We start from the raw sequence: 15090 nt of genomic DNA, 5'->3' as shown, positions 1-15090 counted from the left end.
GAAAAAGATGGATAGATATTTACTAAAGAAATTAAAAAGGAGATCCTTTTGATACCATCTAGTTTCATGTTTGGATTCTGAAACGGTGATATCACATTGCCTTTATTTATTTTTGATAATGATAAATCAGTGTGGCTTTCTTGTGTAGATACATCTCCGCTATCACTATAATTTGATGTGATTAAAATATAAAAATTATAAAGTTATTCTTTCGCATTAAATAGAAGAATTGTCTTTGCTTTGTAGTTGGACATAAAAAGAGAGAAGAGGCAGAGAATAAATTGGGTTAATTAAAAAAGCATCTCACAAAGTTATTAGTGGAATGCTTTTTCTGTTTTAAATAAAGTGATCATTAAACGGATCTATAATTCTCTCAAAAATATTTTTTCAGCTAATTCTCTAAAACTTTTTTCGTCTCTTGGTACAATTGATAAGTCCTCATGCCAGATTTCAACAATTGACCAGTTATTTGTAGTTTGAAAGCCTATTGCATCACCAGAAAAGTTATCACCAAATAATAAAATGTCTTTTATTTCTGGGTTGTCATCTGCATCATATATTTCATCAGCTTCGATTAGTCCTCCATAAAACATAAAATATCCATCAGAAACAGATCCATATCCAACTTCTTTTAAGAAGTCAATATAATCTTGGGGAATACCATCCAACATTGAGTCTTCATCAATAACGGAATCAATTAATTTATCAAATTTATAATCAGTAGGTGTATCATGGATTTTTTTTAGGATCTCTTTGTATACCACATCTCAACACTCCAAATAATTTTTTGAAAATCCCATATTATATTTCTACATGCATTCGCTGACTTTAATTTTTTTCTTATAAACCACAAATATTATGTGATTTTTGTAGTTACCTATATATATTAATTCTAGAAATACAGGCTTACTATTATTGGCACAATACAATAGGACTATTTAAATTTACTATATACTTCATTTTTTCTTATAGCAACATTGACGTGTTGTTCTGATTCTCTAAAATCTGTAATTCTTAATGAACTTATCATATTTTAGAGTTAAAATTAAATAAAGATGCGTATGAAGAATTGAAGGTGAGAAGCTTTGGAGTTAGTTCGAAAATTAACCCGTATTTATGGCTTAGGGCTTTGCTGTGGATTGTGGAGTAAAGCTGAAGTAATTCAATGGTGTGATAAATTGATTGAGGCAAGTGACAGTCCGCCATATGAAATAATTGAGATATCCTTAATGTCTAAAGCAAAGATAGATGATATTGAAGGGAAGTTATTTGAGTTTAGTAGCACAGTTGCTGAAGAATACACTGTTAAATTAACTCTTTCCGTCATTCATGAAAAACTAAAAGAAAATGAACTGACGATTGAAGAATCAACTAAATGCACCACCAGACTTTTAGTTAACAGGGGATTGCATTGGGAAGATGAATATTTTGATTTATATAGTCTGGATGATAGCTATGACTTAGCTAAAGATGGTGTTCATTTTGATTTAAGCGAAGTTATTAATACATATATTGAGACGTTAGGCGTTTACAGTAAGTATTTTAGGGAATTTGAAAAGCTGTATTTCAAAGTAATGAAAAATAAGTGGGTTAGATAGAAAGAATTGAAGAAAAATTATTTGGTAACAAGAAGGTTTGTCCGTAATCATGTTAACAATGTGATGTGAAAACTAAGAAATAAGAAAAACTCACAACGCTTACTCATTGATTTTACTTAGAACACTACTCCTGCTCCATATAAGGTGTAAACACGGGCGGAGAAATAGAAGAATTAAATAAACAAAAACACGACCCCTAACTTATTTATAGTTAGGGGTCGCTTCTTTATAGAACAATAGAAACTTTTAATAGTTTCTATTGTTCTATTTTTTAAATCGATACGGAACAGTTGAAACAATAACATTCTTTTTATATAAAAGGTATATCCTTAATAAAACACTTGATTGGTTGTGTAAAAAGTTATGCCAACTTTTCTTTGTTATAAACTGTGGAATGAGAACAGTAACTGAATGATGATTTTCTACTGCTTTATCTTGGATGATAGCTATTAATTTTGTAATAGGTCTCATTATGCTTCTATAAGAAGAAACGACTGTAATAAGACGAACATTCGGCTTCCATTCTTTCCATTTTTGCTGCATTTTTATTTCACTTTCTTTATCGAAGGCTACGTATACAGCGATGACAGTATCACCAATGGCCTCAGCGTAATTAATGGATTGTTCAACTACCTTTGTAATTCCTGCAACAGGTACGATGACAATGTTTTCTTCGATTTTGTGAGGAATTTCATTTGGATCGATACGTAATTGTTCTCCAACTGAATCGTAATGTTTATGGATACAATGAAAGATATACACAATAATTGGTAGGAATATAACAACAGACCATACTTGTGTAAACTTTGTGATAAAGAAAATAAGTAAAACCGATAATGAAATAAGTGCACCTACTAAATTTGTTAGTAATTTAGGCAACCAACCTGCTGGTTTTTCACGCAACCATTTTATAATCATTCCCGTTTGTGACAAGGTGAAAGGAAGGAACACACCAACTGCGTACAGCGGGATTAATTGTTCTGTTTTTCCTTGAAACGCAATAATTAAAATGATAGAAGCGATTCCCAAAGTCATAATTCCATTTGAATAGCCTAATCGATCACCGCGCATTAAAAACATACGAGGCATATATTTATCTGATGCTAGGTTGAAAGCTAACAATGGGAATGCGGAGAATCCCGTATTAGCAGCTAATACTAAAATAAGTGCAGTTGTTCCTTGGATAAAATAATACACATAATTTCTTCCGAATATATCCGAAGCAATTTGGGAGACAACAGTTTCATTGTGTTTTGGAGCAATACCGTACCAATATGCCAAAACGGTGATACCAGTAAATAAGACTGCAAGAATTGCTCCCATCATCACTAAAGTAGTCGCTGCATTTTTAGCAGCTGGTGCCTTAAAGTTAGGAATTGCATTTGAAATCGCTTCTACCCCTGTTAATGCAGAACATCCAGATGAGAATGCTTTTAATAAAAAGAATAATGTAATTCCTGGTGCTACCGTACCAATTGGGGTATGTAAAGATGCCGGCGCTTGTCCAGTGGCAATTTTAAAGACTCCAACAGTAATTAATACGATAAGTGCTAATACGAAGAGATAGACAGGATAAGCTAGAACAGAAGCTGATTCTGTTACACCTCTAAGATTCAGAATGGTAATAAAAATAACAAGTATTACAGCGATTATTACAGTGTACTGATGTAAAGCTGGAAATGCGGATGTAATTGCATCTGTCCCTGCGGATACACTTACAGCTACGGTAAGAATATAATCTACCAGTAAGGATCCCCCGGCAATAAGACCCGCATTTATACCTATATTTGTTTTGGAAACAACGTAAGCTCCTCCGCCGTGTGGATAGGCATAAATGATCTGTCTGTACGATAAAATAAGTGCCGTTAACAAAACGAGAACGCCGATTGCGATTGGAATAGAATACCAAAAAGCGACCGATCCAATTGTTGCAAGAACAATTAAAATTTGTTCTGTTCCATAAGCAACAGAAGAAAGAGCATCAGATGAAAGAATGGCTAATGCCTTTAACTTATTTAATTTTTGTTCACCTAATGCATTTGATTTAAGAGGTCTACCAATTAAAAACCTTTTGAACGCTGAAAACATGGATGCACCACCAATTTGTAAATTTTCCAATGAACAGAATATCACAATTGGCAGTGGGTGAATAGATATTTTTATTATGAATTCATTCTTTTTTAATAGTAAATTGACAAAATAGTGACAGAATAACCTTTTTACTCTATAAAAAAATGGATATAGAGAAGAGAGAAAATGAAAGGGATTGACTAAATCTGGGGTTTAAAATTGTAAAATAAAGTATGAGGCTGCAACTTATATTCAATTTCTTACGTAATACTTGCTATATGTGAAAATGAATATCTGTTTGATTAAGGAACAAGCCTTCGATATGTTGAAGACTTGTTTCTTTTAAATTCTTATCAAGTAGGGAATTCAAAGGTTTCGATACCCATTTCTCGTGTTATTAACGTAAAATCTTCTTTGTTTATTTTGAGATGTCCATATCTAAATGGATATCCCCACTTTTTCTTATCTTGAATAAAAGATAGTTGATCAATAAGAGGATGAATGTCTATTTCTTTACATGGATAAAATTTGATATTTCTACGAAAAGCAATAAAGCCGCTTCCCATATCAAACTCGTAAATATGGTCATCAATTACTTTGCCATTGGGATTAACGTTTCCTGCTTCTGCGGTAAGTATTCCCATTATAAGAGATATTTTTAGATTTTTTGATAACGAAAGAGTTGTACTTCATAACGAAGTTAAAATAACGAAAGAGGAAGGACCAGGACTTTATCATGAGTATAAGAAGTACTCGAATGAACTTAATCTTACTCAGGAGAGTAACGGAATTAAATTCACTATACATAATGCGATTTATGATGGACAGAAAGTATCTTTAACGTACTCTATTGAAAGTGATCAAGATTTAGGTGACAATTCATTTACTTTGGATTTTCTAAAAATAAAAGGGGCTGGAGGCGTATCGGGAAGTAATGGGATTAAAAAAGTAGATGAACATAAGTATGTAGGTTTAATAACTGCTAGTAATTTGGAAGGTACTACAGAAGATAGTGTAAATATGCAATGGACAATAGATAGTATTACAAATTCAAATACACAAAAAGAAATAAAAGGGAATTGGAACTTTGACTTCACTTTAAGTGCAATGAAAAGTAAAGAAAAACTAATTCATAGTAGTGTAGAACAAGATGGAGTAAAGGTATCTATTGAGAAGCTATCCATATCACCGATGTCATTTATCGTTTCGTATAAACAAGAAGTTTCCGAGTATATGAAAAATAGATGGGATGAAGTATATGTTGATTTGAGAATTAAAGATGATTTAGGGAATCGTTATGCCGGGGAAGGAAACGGGAGTATACGTGATGAAAGTTCTTATACTTTGAATGGGAGTAAAACATTTCAAAAAATCAATCAGAATGCAACAAAACTTATTATAACTCCTTATATTATGTTAAGTAATCACAATGCTGATAATTATGGAGAAGCAGGAGGGACTGGAGAAAGTAAATTTAATATACTAAAGAAAATCGGTAGCCAAGAAGAAAATATTGTATTAAAAGATATCGTTGTCGAATTGGAAAAATAACATAGTAAACGAAAGGACTGTTTTCTTGAAGTAGGACAATCCTTTGTATGCTAGTAACAAAATTATTAAGAGTGATGGTGGAATACCTGAAGCCATAAGGAAAACAATGCTTTACATAATAAAGTTCTTTATAGATGCTGTAAATAATTAAAGCATATGTAATGCGTGTTGTTATTCGATATATGTATACGCAAAATACTGAAAATTATGTTAAAATAGTGTTAATTGTTTGAAAAGGAGGATTTTATTGTGAAAAAAGATCGTCTTGCAAAAATAGATTTAACGGAAAGAATAGAATCAAAAAAAATATATAATAAGAAGCTGGAAAAATATCAAATGCGTTTACTGGCATTGCAGCAGATTTTACGTAATGAAAAAATAGCTGTTATTTTGGCTATGGAAGGCTGGGATGCTGCTGGAAAAGGCGGTGCAATTAAACGAATTACCGAGCATCTTGACCCGCGCGGCCTGCAAGTAAATCCTATTGGTGCACCTGCTCCCCATGAAAAACGCTATCATTATATGCAGCGATTTTGGCGAAAAATCCCGCAATATGGTCAAATCACAATTTTCGATCGCTCATGGTACGGTCGTGTATTGGTTGAACGTGTAGAGGGTTTTGCTACAAAGGAAGAGTGGACTAGGGCATACGGTGAAATCAATGATTTTGAAAAACTATTAACAGATGATCGTTACATAGTAGCAAAGTTCTTCTATCATATTAGTAAGGATGAACAGTTAGCTCGATTTAAAGAACGAGAACAAAATCCTCTTAAGAAATGGAAAATCACAGATGAAGATTGGCGCAATCGTGAAAAGTGGAATGAATATGTCGAGGCTATGGAAGATATGTTTGAAAAAACAGACAAACCAAATGCAAAGTGGCATATTATACCTGGTAATGATAAGTTGTATGCACGTGTGAAAACATTGAAAGTGATCATTTCATTAATTGAAGATTATTTCTTAGAACACGATATAGAACTACCATCATACTATCATGAAATGAAAGAAGAAAAGCAAGAGGAAGATGAACAAATGAAAATGTAAGTTGTTAAAGATAAGAATATGTATGTAGGGAATAGTGGAAGAAAAAATATAGTAATATAAAGGGCGGTCTTACTTTTGTGGGACCGTCCTTTATATTTTAGGAATGGTTGTTGTGAAATAATTATGGCTTAATCTTTAGTAGATATGAAGTAAGTTCATTCTTTTGTACACTTAGTTTAGCGGTATTGCTGAAAAAATAATCAATGAATATAACACTAGATAATTCTTTAAGGTGTGCACTTTAGTAAACGTAAATTTTAAAAGTAGAACCTAAACAATCTGCAAGCTTTCTCATTTTAATAGTACATGCTCAATTTCTATTAGAGCTTCTTCAGGGATTTGTTTATAAGCATCTTTTTCTGTCCCATTTTTTGCAAATGTTAAGTAACTACCTAAACTAATTTCACTAATCTTTAAACCTGATTGTCCTAGTCTGTTATATTTCAAACAAATTCCTCCGTAACATAATTTGGGATTTATCAAGGTAGAGCGTAGTAGATATCATTTTGTTTTTTATAATTGTGAGTGAAAGAAACAATGTTACTCTAATGCTTCCAAGAAAAACATGATATACTTTCGAAATTACTGATTATTTTTGGAGTCTTTAGTAATTGTGCTTGATTTTTGTGGACCATTGATAATTAGTATGTTCTTTTGAGAAAACCATATTTTCTTGTATTAAAAGAGATTGCTATTTTATACAAATTTTATCAGATTATTAATAACTTTAGTTTTTTTAATTTATTTAAAGTGTATGAATTCAAATGGTTGTTCATATTATTGCTGTAAAAATTGGATAGGACAAATGAAGGGAAGTTGCAAAAATGATGAATAAACTAGAAAAATGGCGATTTTCTTTATGTTAGTAAATGGAATTTATTCTTGTGTCAGCTACATAACTATGCTAAAATTTATGTAACTTTTAATGAACGGAGGGGTCTCCTTTGATCTTAATCAGATTACGTCTCAATACTTTGTGCCAATAATTGAATAGCGCTCAAAGGCTCTGTCTGTGTACAGAGTAAACGGGATTGGTCTGTCTCTTTAAAGGAACCCTATTGAACTTATATGTGAAAAGAGGGGAGGACGAATACGCCCTCTTTTTTGTTTTACCTTTAAAACAGAATGATGCGATGCATGTATACAAACATTTTTATGTTGTATGATGCTGGATTTGACGACCATTGAACAAGTGAGAAGCGATGCTTTTTATGTTTATTTGTTGTGCTCTCATCCGTTTATGAAAAACACAGGCAGCAGCTTGTGTTTTTTAGTTTGCGCGTAATCGAAATGGAGGAATAAATATATGGAACAATTAGTACAAAAAGCAATATTAGTCGGAGTGAATTTAAATAGTGAAAGTGATTTCGAATATTCAATGGAGGAGTTAGCGAACTTAGCAGAAGCTTGCGATGTAGAAGTGATAGGGAAAGTGACGCAAAATTTACATCGTGTAAATCCATCTCATTATATTGGAACGGGTAAGATTGAAGAAGTGTCAGCGTTCGTGAAAGAAGCGGATGCGAATTTGGTCATTTTTAATGATGAGTTATCGCCTTCACAAATTCGAAATTTAGAAGCAGATTTAGATTGTAAAGTGATTGATCGTACGATTTTAATTTTAGATATTTTTGCGCAGCGTGCTAAGACGAAAGAAGCGCAATTACAGGTTGAAGTAGCTCATTTACAATATATGATGCCTCGTTTAATTGGCCTCCGTGAATCGTTAGGAAGACAAAGCGGTGGTGTTGGTACGAAAAACAAAGGTGTAGGGGAAAAGAAGTTAGAGCTTGATCGCCGTAAGATTGAAGAGCAAATTGCCGCATTAAATAAAGAGTTAGAAGCACTTGTTGCACAGCGTCAAACGCAGCGTAAACAGCGTAAGAAAAATGAAGTGCCTGTTGTTGCATTAGTAGGGTATACAAATGCCGGGAAATCAACAACGATGAATGCAATGCTTGAAATATTTAACGGATCTGCAGAGAAGCAAGTATTTGAAAAAGATATGTTGTTTGCGACGCTTGAAACAGCTGTGCGAAATATTCAATTGCCAGATAACAAATCATTTTTATTAACAGATACCGTTGGATTCGTTAGTAAATTGCCGCATCATCTTGTAAAAGCGTTCCGTTCGACGTTAGAAGAAGTAGCGGAGGCTGATTTATTGGTTCACGTTGTTGATTATGCAAATCCAAACTACGAGCATCTTATTGATATTACAAATCAAACGTTAAAAAAAATCGGCGTGGAAAATATCCAGGCAATTTATGCTTATAATAAAGCAGACGTTATTGATATTGAAATTCCAAAAGTACAAGATGATCGGGTATATTTGTCTGCGAAACAAAAAGTAGGTATTGATGAGCTTGTGCATATGATTCGCACACAAATTTATAAAGATTATACAAAGTGTGAAATGTTAATTCCTTATGATCAAGGACACCTAATTTCTTATTTTAACGAGCATGCTAACGTTTTATCGACAGACTATGAAAATGAAGGTACGAAGATTACCGTGGAATGTAAAATGAGTGATTTCGAAAAGTATAAAAGGTATGCAATACGCTAAAAAATTCACATGAAATAGGAAAAGAGGAGCTGCTGGAAAGTAGCTCTTCTTTTCATGATCTTTTCGTTGCATATATACATGTATCTCTTAATTCAGTCCCATCTATTGATACACTATTATTCTCTAAGATACCTTCTAATTTAAAACCTAACCTTTCTGGTATGGCACGGCTTTTGACATTTCTTGAGTCACAGCGAATTTCTATTCGATTTGCTCGTAATTCATGAAAAGCAAAATCTACAATTCCTGTAACAGCTTCTGTCATGTAGCCTTTTCCGCTAAAACGGGAGTGAATCCAATAACCAATTTCAAATTTCGGAATATCCCAGTTAATGCGGTGTAACCCTGAAGAGGCAACAAACTCTCCTGTGTCTTTAAGGAAAATGAGTAATCGTAAATCTTCACGTGCCAAAAATTTTACGTGAGAATCTCTAATATTTGTTTCTACTTCTTGTTCTGTTTGTTCTTTTTGAGCAAAAGGCATCCAAGGTTTTAATTCTTCTATAGATTCATTGATAGCGTTATATACTTCTTTTCCATCTCCGGGTCTTGGCATCCTTATGAGAAGTCTTTCCGTATAGAACTCAGAGGGGAAATCTAATAGCAGTGGATTCATAAGAAACGCTCCTTATTTGTTATTTTATATTATGATACACGAATGGATGTATATGGTAAATGTTTTTTCTGAATTTTAATGAAAATGAAGTTTTACTAGGTTTTAGGAGTTACGTTCATTTCGCAATGTAGTAAGCACAGAAGTGGAAAAAAAGGAAGAAGAGGTATAGAATAGGTTTTGTTTAAAAAGTCAGAAAAATAAAAGTGTGTGAAACATATGCAGAGGTTGTTTTCAGCACAAGAGGAGAGGAGCGTGTAGCATGCAGACAATAGCAAAGCCGAATGCGATGAATACACCAACGCTTTACCGTATTTTATTTGCGATTAGTTTAGGGCACTTTCTTAACGATTCGATGCAGGCGGTTGTACCGGCGTTGTTTCCTATTTTAGAAAAGTCGATGAATTTATCCTATATGCAGGTGGGGTGGATTGCCTTTGCTCTCAATATGACATCATCTATTATGCAACCGGTGTTTGGGATGTATTCAGATAAGAAGCCTTCCCCGTTTTTGCTGCCGCTAGGAATGTTTTCAAGCATGCTTGGGATGATTGGACTTGCGTTTGCACCGAACTTTTTTATTGTTATCTTATCTGTTTTATTTATTGGACTTGGATCCGCAGTCTTTCATCCAGAAGGCGCACGTGTTGCTTATATGGCAGCAGGAGCAAAGCGTGGTTTAGCACAATCCATTTATCAAGTAGGGGGAAATACAGGGAACTCGCTTGCGCCAATTTTTACGGCACTTGTATTTGTTCCACTTGGACAAATTGGTGCAGTATGGTTTACAGGCTTTGCGATGGTTGGAGTTATTTTACTATACTTTGTTTCAACGTGGTATAAAGGAGAGTTAGTGAGCGGGGCTGTAAGAAGGAAGAAGCGTGCTGCGCTAGAAGCTGACAGTTTAGTAATAAGTAGCCGAATTAAGTTTGTTATTGTTTTACTTGTATTTTTAACGTTTGTTCGCTCATGGTATGGAGCAGGGATTGGAAACTTTTATCAATTTTATTTAATCGAGCATTATGGATTATCTATTAAAAATGCACAGTTTTACGTATTTGCTTTCATGATTGCTGGCGTACTTGGAACGTTCTTTGGTGGGCCGTTAGCAGATCGGTTTGGAAAGCGAAATATTATTGTTTTTTCCATGCTTGGTTCAGCACCTTTAGCGCTGTTATTGCCGCACGTTTCACTAGTTTGGGTTGTTCCATTGTTTCTTTGCATAGGGTTTATTAGTTCTAGTAGCTTTAGTGTGATTGTTGTGTATGCACAGGAGCTTGTTCCAGGAAAGGTTGGTATGGTATCTGGATTAATTGTTGGGCTTGCATTTGGACTAGGTGCGTTAGGAGCAGTTATACTCGGAAAATTAGCAGATATATACAGTCTTAACTTTATTATGATACTATGCAGCATGTTACCGTTAATTGGGTTATCATCATGGTTATTGCCAAATGACCGTAAGAAGATGTAAACATGAAAAGATTTATTTCATATTAATACAAAGAGGTGTAACTTATATTTCCAGTTACACCTCTTTAATTTTTATCGTTTTAATTTCTTCAACAGTGGCAGTCGATTGATACGATCACCGAGAATGTCAGAAGCGAGTCCACTTGTAAATACAAAAGCGAAGTAAACAATTCCGCCAAGAGCACCGCACACGACCACAATTAATAACGACTCTATATATGATTGTCCAGGAATTAACCATTTTAATAACACTTTTGCGCCAACTACTACAGCAGACATTGCAGCCGAGTAAATAGTAATAAGTAATATCGTTTTACCAGTTTTTACGATGTTAAACTTTGTATATTTTACAATGCAGTATAACATGATTACATCAGAAACGAGGTAACCAAGTATAGTTCCTAATACAGCGCCGTGTCCACCGAGTAGGTATAGAAGTGGTGTGTTGACAACAACTTTTACAAGAATACCAGCAGTGAAAGCAATCATTGTTTTACGCTGATAATCAATGCCTTGTAAAATAGCAGCTGATACGGTGAAAATCGCACTCATAACAGCAGATGGTGCATATGAGATTAAATATTGTGACCCATCTAATGCTGTATTGTGATCGAAATATACCATGCGAAATGCATCGTACGCGATGCTCGCAAGTCCAAATGATGCTGGAATCGTGAAAAATAATAAGACTGTGAAAATCTTTTCAATTTGGTTTTGCAGCTCATCTAATTTGCCACCCGTAAATGACTGTGTAATTGCCGGGATGATTGAAAGTGAAAACCCTGTTGCTAGTGATGCTGGTATCATAATCAACTTTTGAGCATAGTTTGTAATGTAAGCGAACACAGCGTTTGCTTTATCAAGCGGTGTGCCTATTGCTCGCAGTGCATCAGCAACTGTATATTGATCCACTAATGTATAAAGTGGAATGGCAATACCTACAAAGACAATTGGAATCGCATATCGAAGCAGTTCCATATAAATCTTTGTTAAGGATAATGAAGAAGAGCGTGTTTTTCTTTCTCCTTCTGGTGGGCGAAGTCCATTGTATTTTTTCCAGTACATAATGAGCATGGAAACACTGGCAATTGCTCCAATAACCGCGCCAAATGTTGCAACTGCTACAGAAGATGCGACTGATCCGCCTAATAGTTTAGAAACGATAAAGCTTCCAACTAAAATAAAAATAACACGTGCAATTTGTTCCACAACTTGTGAAACAGCACTTGGTTTCATATATTGAAAACCTTGGAAATAACCGCGGGTAACGCTCATTGCTGGCACGATAATAAGTGCAAAGCTTAGCGCGCGCATTGTTAATGTTACATCTTCGACAAATCCAGGTTCAGGTGTTTTAGAACGGATAATTAATTCCGATACGTAAGGTGCGCCGAAAAATAAAATTAAGAAACCAAGGAATCCCATAAACATCATTACTTTTAAACTTGAGTTGTATAACTTTTTACTTGTACTGTAATCTCCTAAAGCGTTATATTTGGCAACGAATTTAGAAACGGCGATTGGAATACCTGCCGTTGAAAAGCTTAGTAAAATCCCATACCAGGAGTACGCATAAGAATATAAAGCAACTCCTTGACTCCCGACTAAAGCTTGGAATGGGAAGAAATAAATAAAACCTAAAATACGTGAAATCATTGTTGCACCGCTTAGCAGGGCGGTGCCTTTTAATACTTTTGAAGTAGACAAAATACTTCCTCCTACTCTGGTTGCTTAAGAATCATCTTTTTCTACTATAAACTTGTCTTAGTATTTTATAAAGTAAAATACTAAATTTATTATTACAGAATTTCTACAAAGTGTGTTTGTTTGCGAATTTTTAGTATGAAGTTTTAATTTTGTGAAAAATCAGATAAACAAAGCGATTCTTAATACCACGATCGTTAAAAAGAAATGAAGGTGCAATTAGGAAAAATTTATCATATAATAAGGTTGATTCAAAAGATATATTAGGGGGTGTTGATATGGCAATTACAATGAAATTGCTAGATACTGCAGCGTCTCATGCAAAGCCAGGTATGGAAACGGCGATACTTTGCATGAGGTAGAGATCTAAACATACAATCGCCTCAATGGACTTGTATCATTTCTCTTATATTTGGCTTTGCACCTTATTTAGATGAAACATAAAAAATAAGGGGCGAGCGGAAATGAAATATGTAAAAGCAGCGACTGTTTTACCGGAACAGTTAATTATAGAAATTCAAAAGTATGTACAAGGTGAAACGATTTATATTCCAAAACAAGAAAGTTCTTATCATAAGTGGGGCACGCGCTCTGGAGGAAGAAAGCAACTTGATGATCGAAATCGAGCAATTAAACATGCTTTTCAAAACGGAACTTCAATTCATCAACTAGCTGAAGAGTATTTTCTCTCCATTGAAACTATAAAAAAAATAGTGTACTCGAAATAAAGTGAAACTTTAATCAGTGGGGTTTTCTTCATCCCCCACTGATTATTAGCCCTCACCAATTGGGCGCATGCCACCAGTTTATCTCCCGCCTAACAAGCGGAAGTGGCTCGTTCAGAATGTGAAGCGAAGCCACCGAACATTCTAGCCACTGGAGCTGGACAATGCTTTCGTCGAATTTTGAGGTGGGAGTATCACTGTCCGCGAATAGCGGGATAAATAAAGATCAATCATTGGCACTGTGTATTTTATATAAATACGTAGTGCTTTTTTATGTAAAGTTTGTTTCTAAATGATTTTCTGCATTTTATAAAGCAAATTCATTGTATAAAATATAAAATAGATAAACAATTTTGTATGGAGTGATAGAAATGAAAGCCTTTATTAGAAGTGATCAATACAATTTTATAAAATCACAAGCTTATATTCTAGTGAATGGACATGCAACTGCGAATGATAAGGGAGTTATTGCAGCACTGAAATCTCTGGCGATAGAAAAAGTACTACATCTGTTTGAAAATCTGACAGATGAACAAAAAGAATTAATGGATATGATTTTGACGATTCAAAATAGAGAGGATGCAGAATCATTTTTGCTCAAGTTATCGCCGTATGTCATACCGTTTCAAGAAATGTCCGAGCAAACATTAAAAAAATTATTTCCTAAGGCTAAAAAGCTTAAACTGCCTGAAATGGAAGAAATCAATATGAAAGAGACATCTTATCTAAGTTGGATTGATAAAGGATCAAACAGAAAGTTCATAATAGCTCGTAAAGATAATAAGCTTGTAGGTGTGCAAGGTACATTTCAAAGTATAAACAAAAAAAGCATTTGTTCATTGTGCCATAAACATGAAGAAGTGGGAATGTTTCTTGTTGAAATAAAAGGTGATGTACCTGGTACCTTTGTTAAAAAGGGAAACTATATTTGTAAAGATAGTATAGTGTGTAATCAGAATATGACTTCACTGGATAAATTAAATGATTTTATTGAGAGATTGAGAAAATAAGTACAGAAAAGGGTGATCTTTTATCATCCTTTTTATATGGCATGAATTATATATTATTAATGTCTAAAAAGACTGATGAAACAACTTTTCATCAGTCTTAAAAAATGTTTATTTATTATTCTTTTGCCAATTTTCCTTAATAAATTCTTCGCGACCAGATTCTTTCCGTTCTTGTGCATATTTCTCTGGATTCTTTTTATAAAAATGTTGATGATATTTTTCAGCCACATAGAATGGAGCAGCTGGGCGAATTTCTGTTACAATTGGGTCTTTAAACATACCGCTTTCTGCTAATGCTAACTTCGATTTTTCAGCAAGTTCTTTTTGTCCTTCATTATGATAAAAAATTGCTGTACGGTATGATGGACCTCGGTCGAAAAATTGGCCACCATCATCTGTTGGATCGATTTGTGGCCAATATAAATCTAATAACTTTTGAAAAGGGAATATAGTAGGATCAAATGTAATTTGAACGACTTCTAAATGTCCAGACTCCCCTGATTTTACCTCTTCATATGTTGGGTTTTCAACATGTCCTCCTGCATAACCTGAAAGGACTTTATGTATACCAGGCAATTCATCAAATGGTTTGACCATACACCAAAAGCAACCGCCTGCAAAAGTTGCAAGTTCATATTGTTTTTCTTCCATCGTATCTAATCCCCTTAAATTGATATGTTTCATATAGTATCGTATATGTTTTGAATCACCGCAAGAGAAAAGTCAGGAA

The 15090-nt window shown here is 34.1% G+C and carries 13 protein-coding genes; 7 read left to right on the top strand and 6 right to left on the bottom strand.

The genetic code is table 11. From position 1 onward, the window contains the following. Positions 1-362: 362 nt before the first annotated feature. Positions 363-764, bottom strand: a complete 402-nt coding sequence (locus AB1280_RS09005) for an SMI1/KNR4 family protein (protein ID WP_272190622.1) — start codon at positions 762-764, stop codon at positions 363-365. Positions 765-1085: 321 nt separating this feature from the next. Here AB1280_RS09005 and AB1280_RS09000 point away from each other — a divergent pair, with 321 nt between their 5' ends. Next, positions 1086-1598 carry a protein kinase gene (locus AB1280_RS09000; RefSeq protein WP_272190621.1) on the top strand — a complete coding sequence of 171 codons (513 nt, stop codon included), beginning with the start codon at positions 1086-1088 and terminating at the stop codon, positions 1596-1598. Between the two features lie 264 nt (positions 1599-1862). On the opposite strand, the gene AB1280_RS08995 is transcribed toward AB1280_RS09000, so the two are convergent. Continuing rightward, a complete protein-coding gene (locus AB1280_RS08995; protein WP_272190630.1) occupies positions 1863-3686 on the bottom strand; it encodes an APC family permease in 1824 nt (607 codons plus the stop codon). A 579-nt stretch (positions 3687-4265) separates the two neighbouring features. Between AB1280_RS08995 and AB1280_RS08990 the strand changes: the two genes are divergently transcribed. Together AB1280_RS08990 and AB1280_RS08985 are read left to right on the top strand one after the other, a co-directional pair. After that, positions 4266-5219 (top strand): DUF4179 domain-containing protein, encoded by a 954-nt coding sequence (locus AB1280_RS08990; protein ID WP_429755620.1) that lies wholly within the window; start codon positions 4266-4268, stop codon positions 5217-5219. A 249-nt stretch (positions 5220-5468) separates the two neighbouring features. After that, complete coding sequence (locus AB1280_RS08985) at positions 5469-6269, top strand: polyphosphate kinase 2 family protein (protein ID WP_272190616.1); 801 nt, start codon at positions 5469-5471, stop codon at positions 6267-6269. Positions 6270-6560: 291 nt separating this feature from the next. Here the strand turns inward: AB1280_RS08985 and AB1280_RS08980 are convergent, their stop codons facing one another. Next, entirely contained in the window at positions 6561-6716 is a 156-nt protein-coding gene (locus AB1280_RS08980; RefSeq protein ID WP_429755619.1) for a hypothetical protein, read from the bottom strand. Positions 6717-7575: 859 nt separating this feature from the next. Here AB1280_RS08980 and hflX point away from each other — a divergent pair. Then, positions 7576-8838 (top strand): GTPase HflX, encoded by a 1263-nt coding sequence (gene hflX / locus AB1280_RS08975; RefSeq protein ID WP_429755618.1) that lies wholly within the window; start codon positions 7576-7578, stop codon positions 8836-8838. A 52-nt stretch (positions 8839-8890) separates the two neighbouring features. Here the strand turns inward: hflX and AB1280_RS08970 are convergent, their stop codons facing one another. After that, positions 8891-9454, bottom strand: a complete 564-nt coding sequence (locus AB1280_RS08970; RefSeq protein ID WP_429755617.1) for a GNAT family N-acetyltransferase — start codon at positions 9452-9454, stop codon at positions 8891-8893. Between the two features lie 259 nt (positions 9455-9713). Between AB1280_RS08970 and AB1280_RS08965 the strand changes: the two genes are divergently transcribed. Then, positions 9714-10922, top strand: coding sequence for an MFS transporter (locus AB1280_RS08965; RefSeq protein WP_272190611.1), 1209 nt, complete (start codon positions 9714-9716; stop codon positions 10920-10922). 71 nt (positions 10923-10993) lie between these two features. Here AB1280_RS08965 and AB1280_RS08960 read toward each other — a convergent pair whose 3' ends face one another. Further along, positions 10994-12628 (bottom strand): putative polysaccharide biosynthesis protein, encoded by a 1635-nt coding sequence (locus tag AB1280_RS08960; RefSeq protein ID WP_272190610.1) that lies wholly within the window; start codon positions 12626-12628, stop codon positions 10994-10996. Between the two features lie 461 nt (positions 12629-13089). Between AB1280_RS08960 and AB1280_RS08955 the strand changes: the two genes are divergently transcribed. Continuing rightward, on the top strand, positions 13090-13353 hold the full coding sequence (locus AB1280_RS08955; protein ID WP_272190608.1) for a CD3324 family protein: 264 nt from the start codon (positions 13090-13092) through the stop codon (positions 13351-13353). A 368-nt stretch (positions 13354-13721) separates the two neighbouring features. Further along, complete coding sequence (locus AB1280_RS08950) at positions 13722-14360, top strand: FusB/FusC family EF-G-binding protein (RefSeq protein WP_429755616.1); 639 nt, start codon at positions 13722-13724, stop codon at positions 14358-14360. 108 nt (positions 14361-14468) lie between these two features. Here the strand turns inward: AB1280_RS08950 and msrA are convergent, their stop codons facing one another. Continuing rightward, complete coding sequence (gene msrA / locus AB1280_RS08945; RefSeq protein WP_272190605.1) at positions 14469-15011, bottom strand: peptide-methionine (S)-S-oxide reductase MsrA; 543 nt, start codon at positions 15009-15011, stop codon at positions 14469-14471. Positions 15012-15090 lie beyond the last annotated feature (79 nt).

The organism is Bacillus sp. S10(2024) (assembly GCF_050473865.1).
Classification (GTDB): domain Bacteria; phylum Bacillota; class Bacilli; order Bacillales; family Bacillaceae_G; genus Bacillus_A.
Note: the sequence above shows the minus strand (reverse complement) of the source record. Positions and strands in the feature narration are given on the sequence as shown.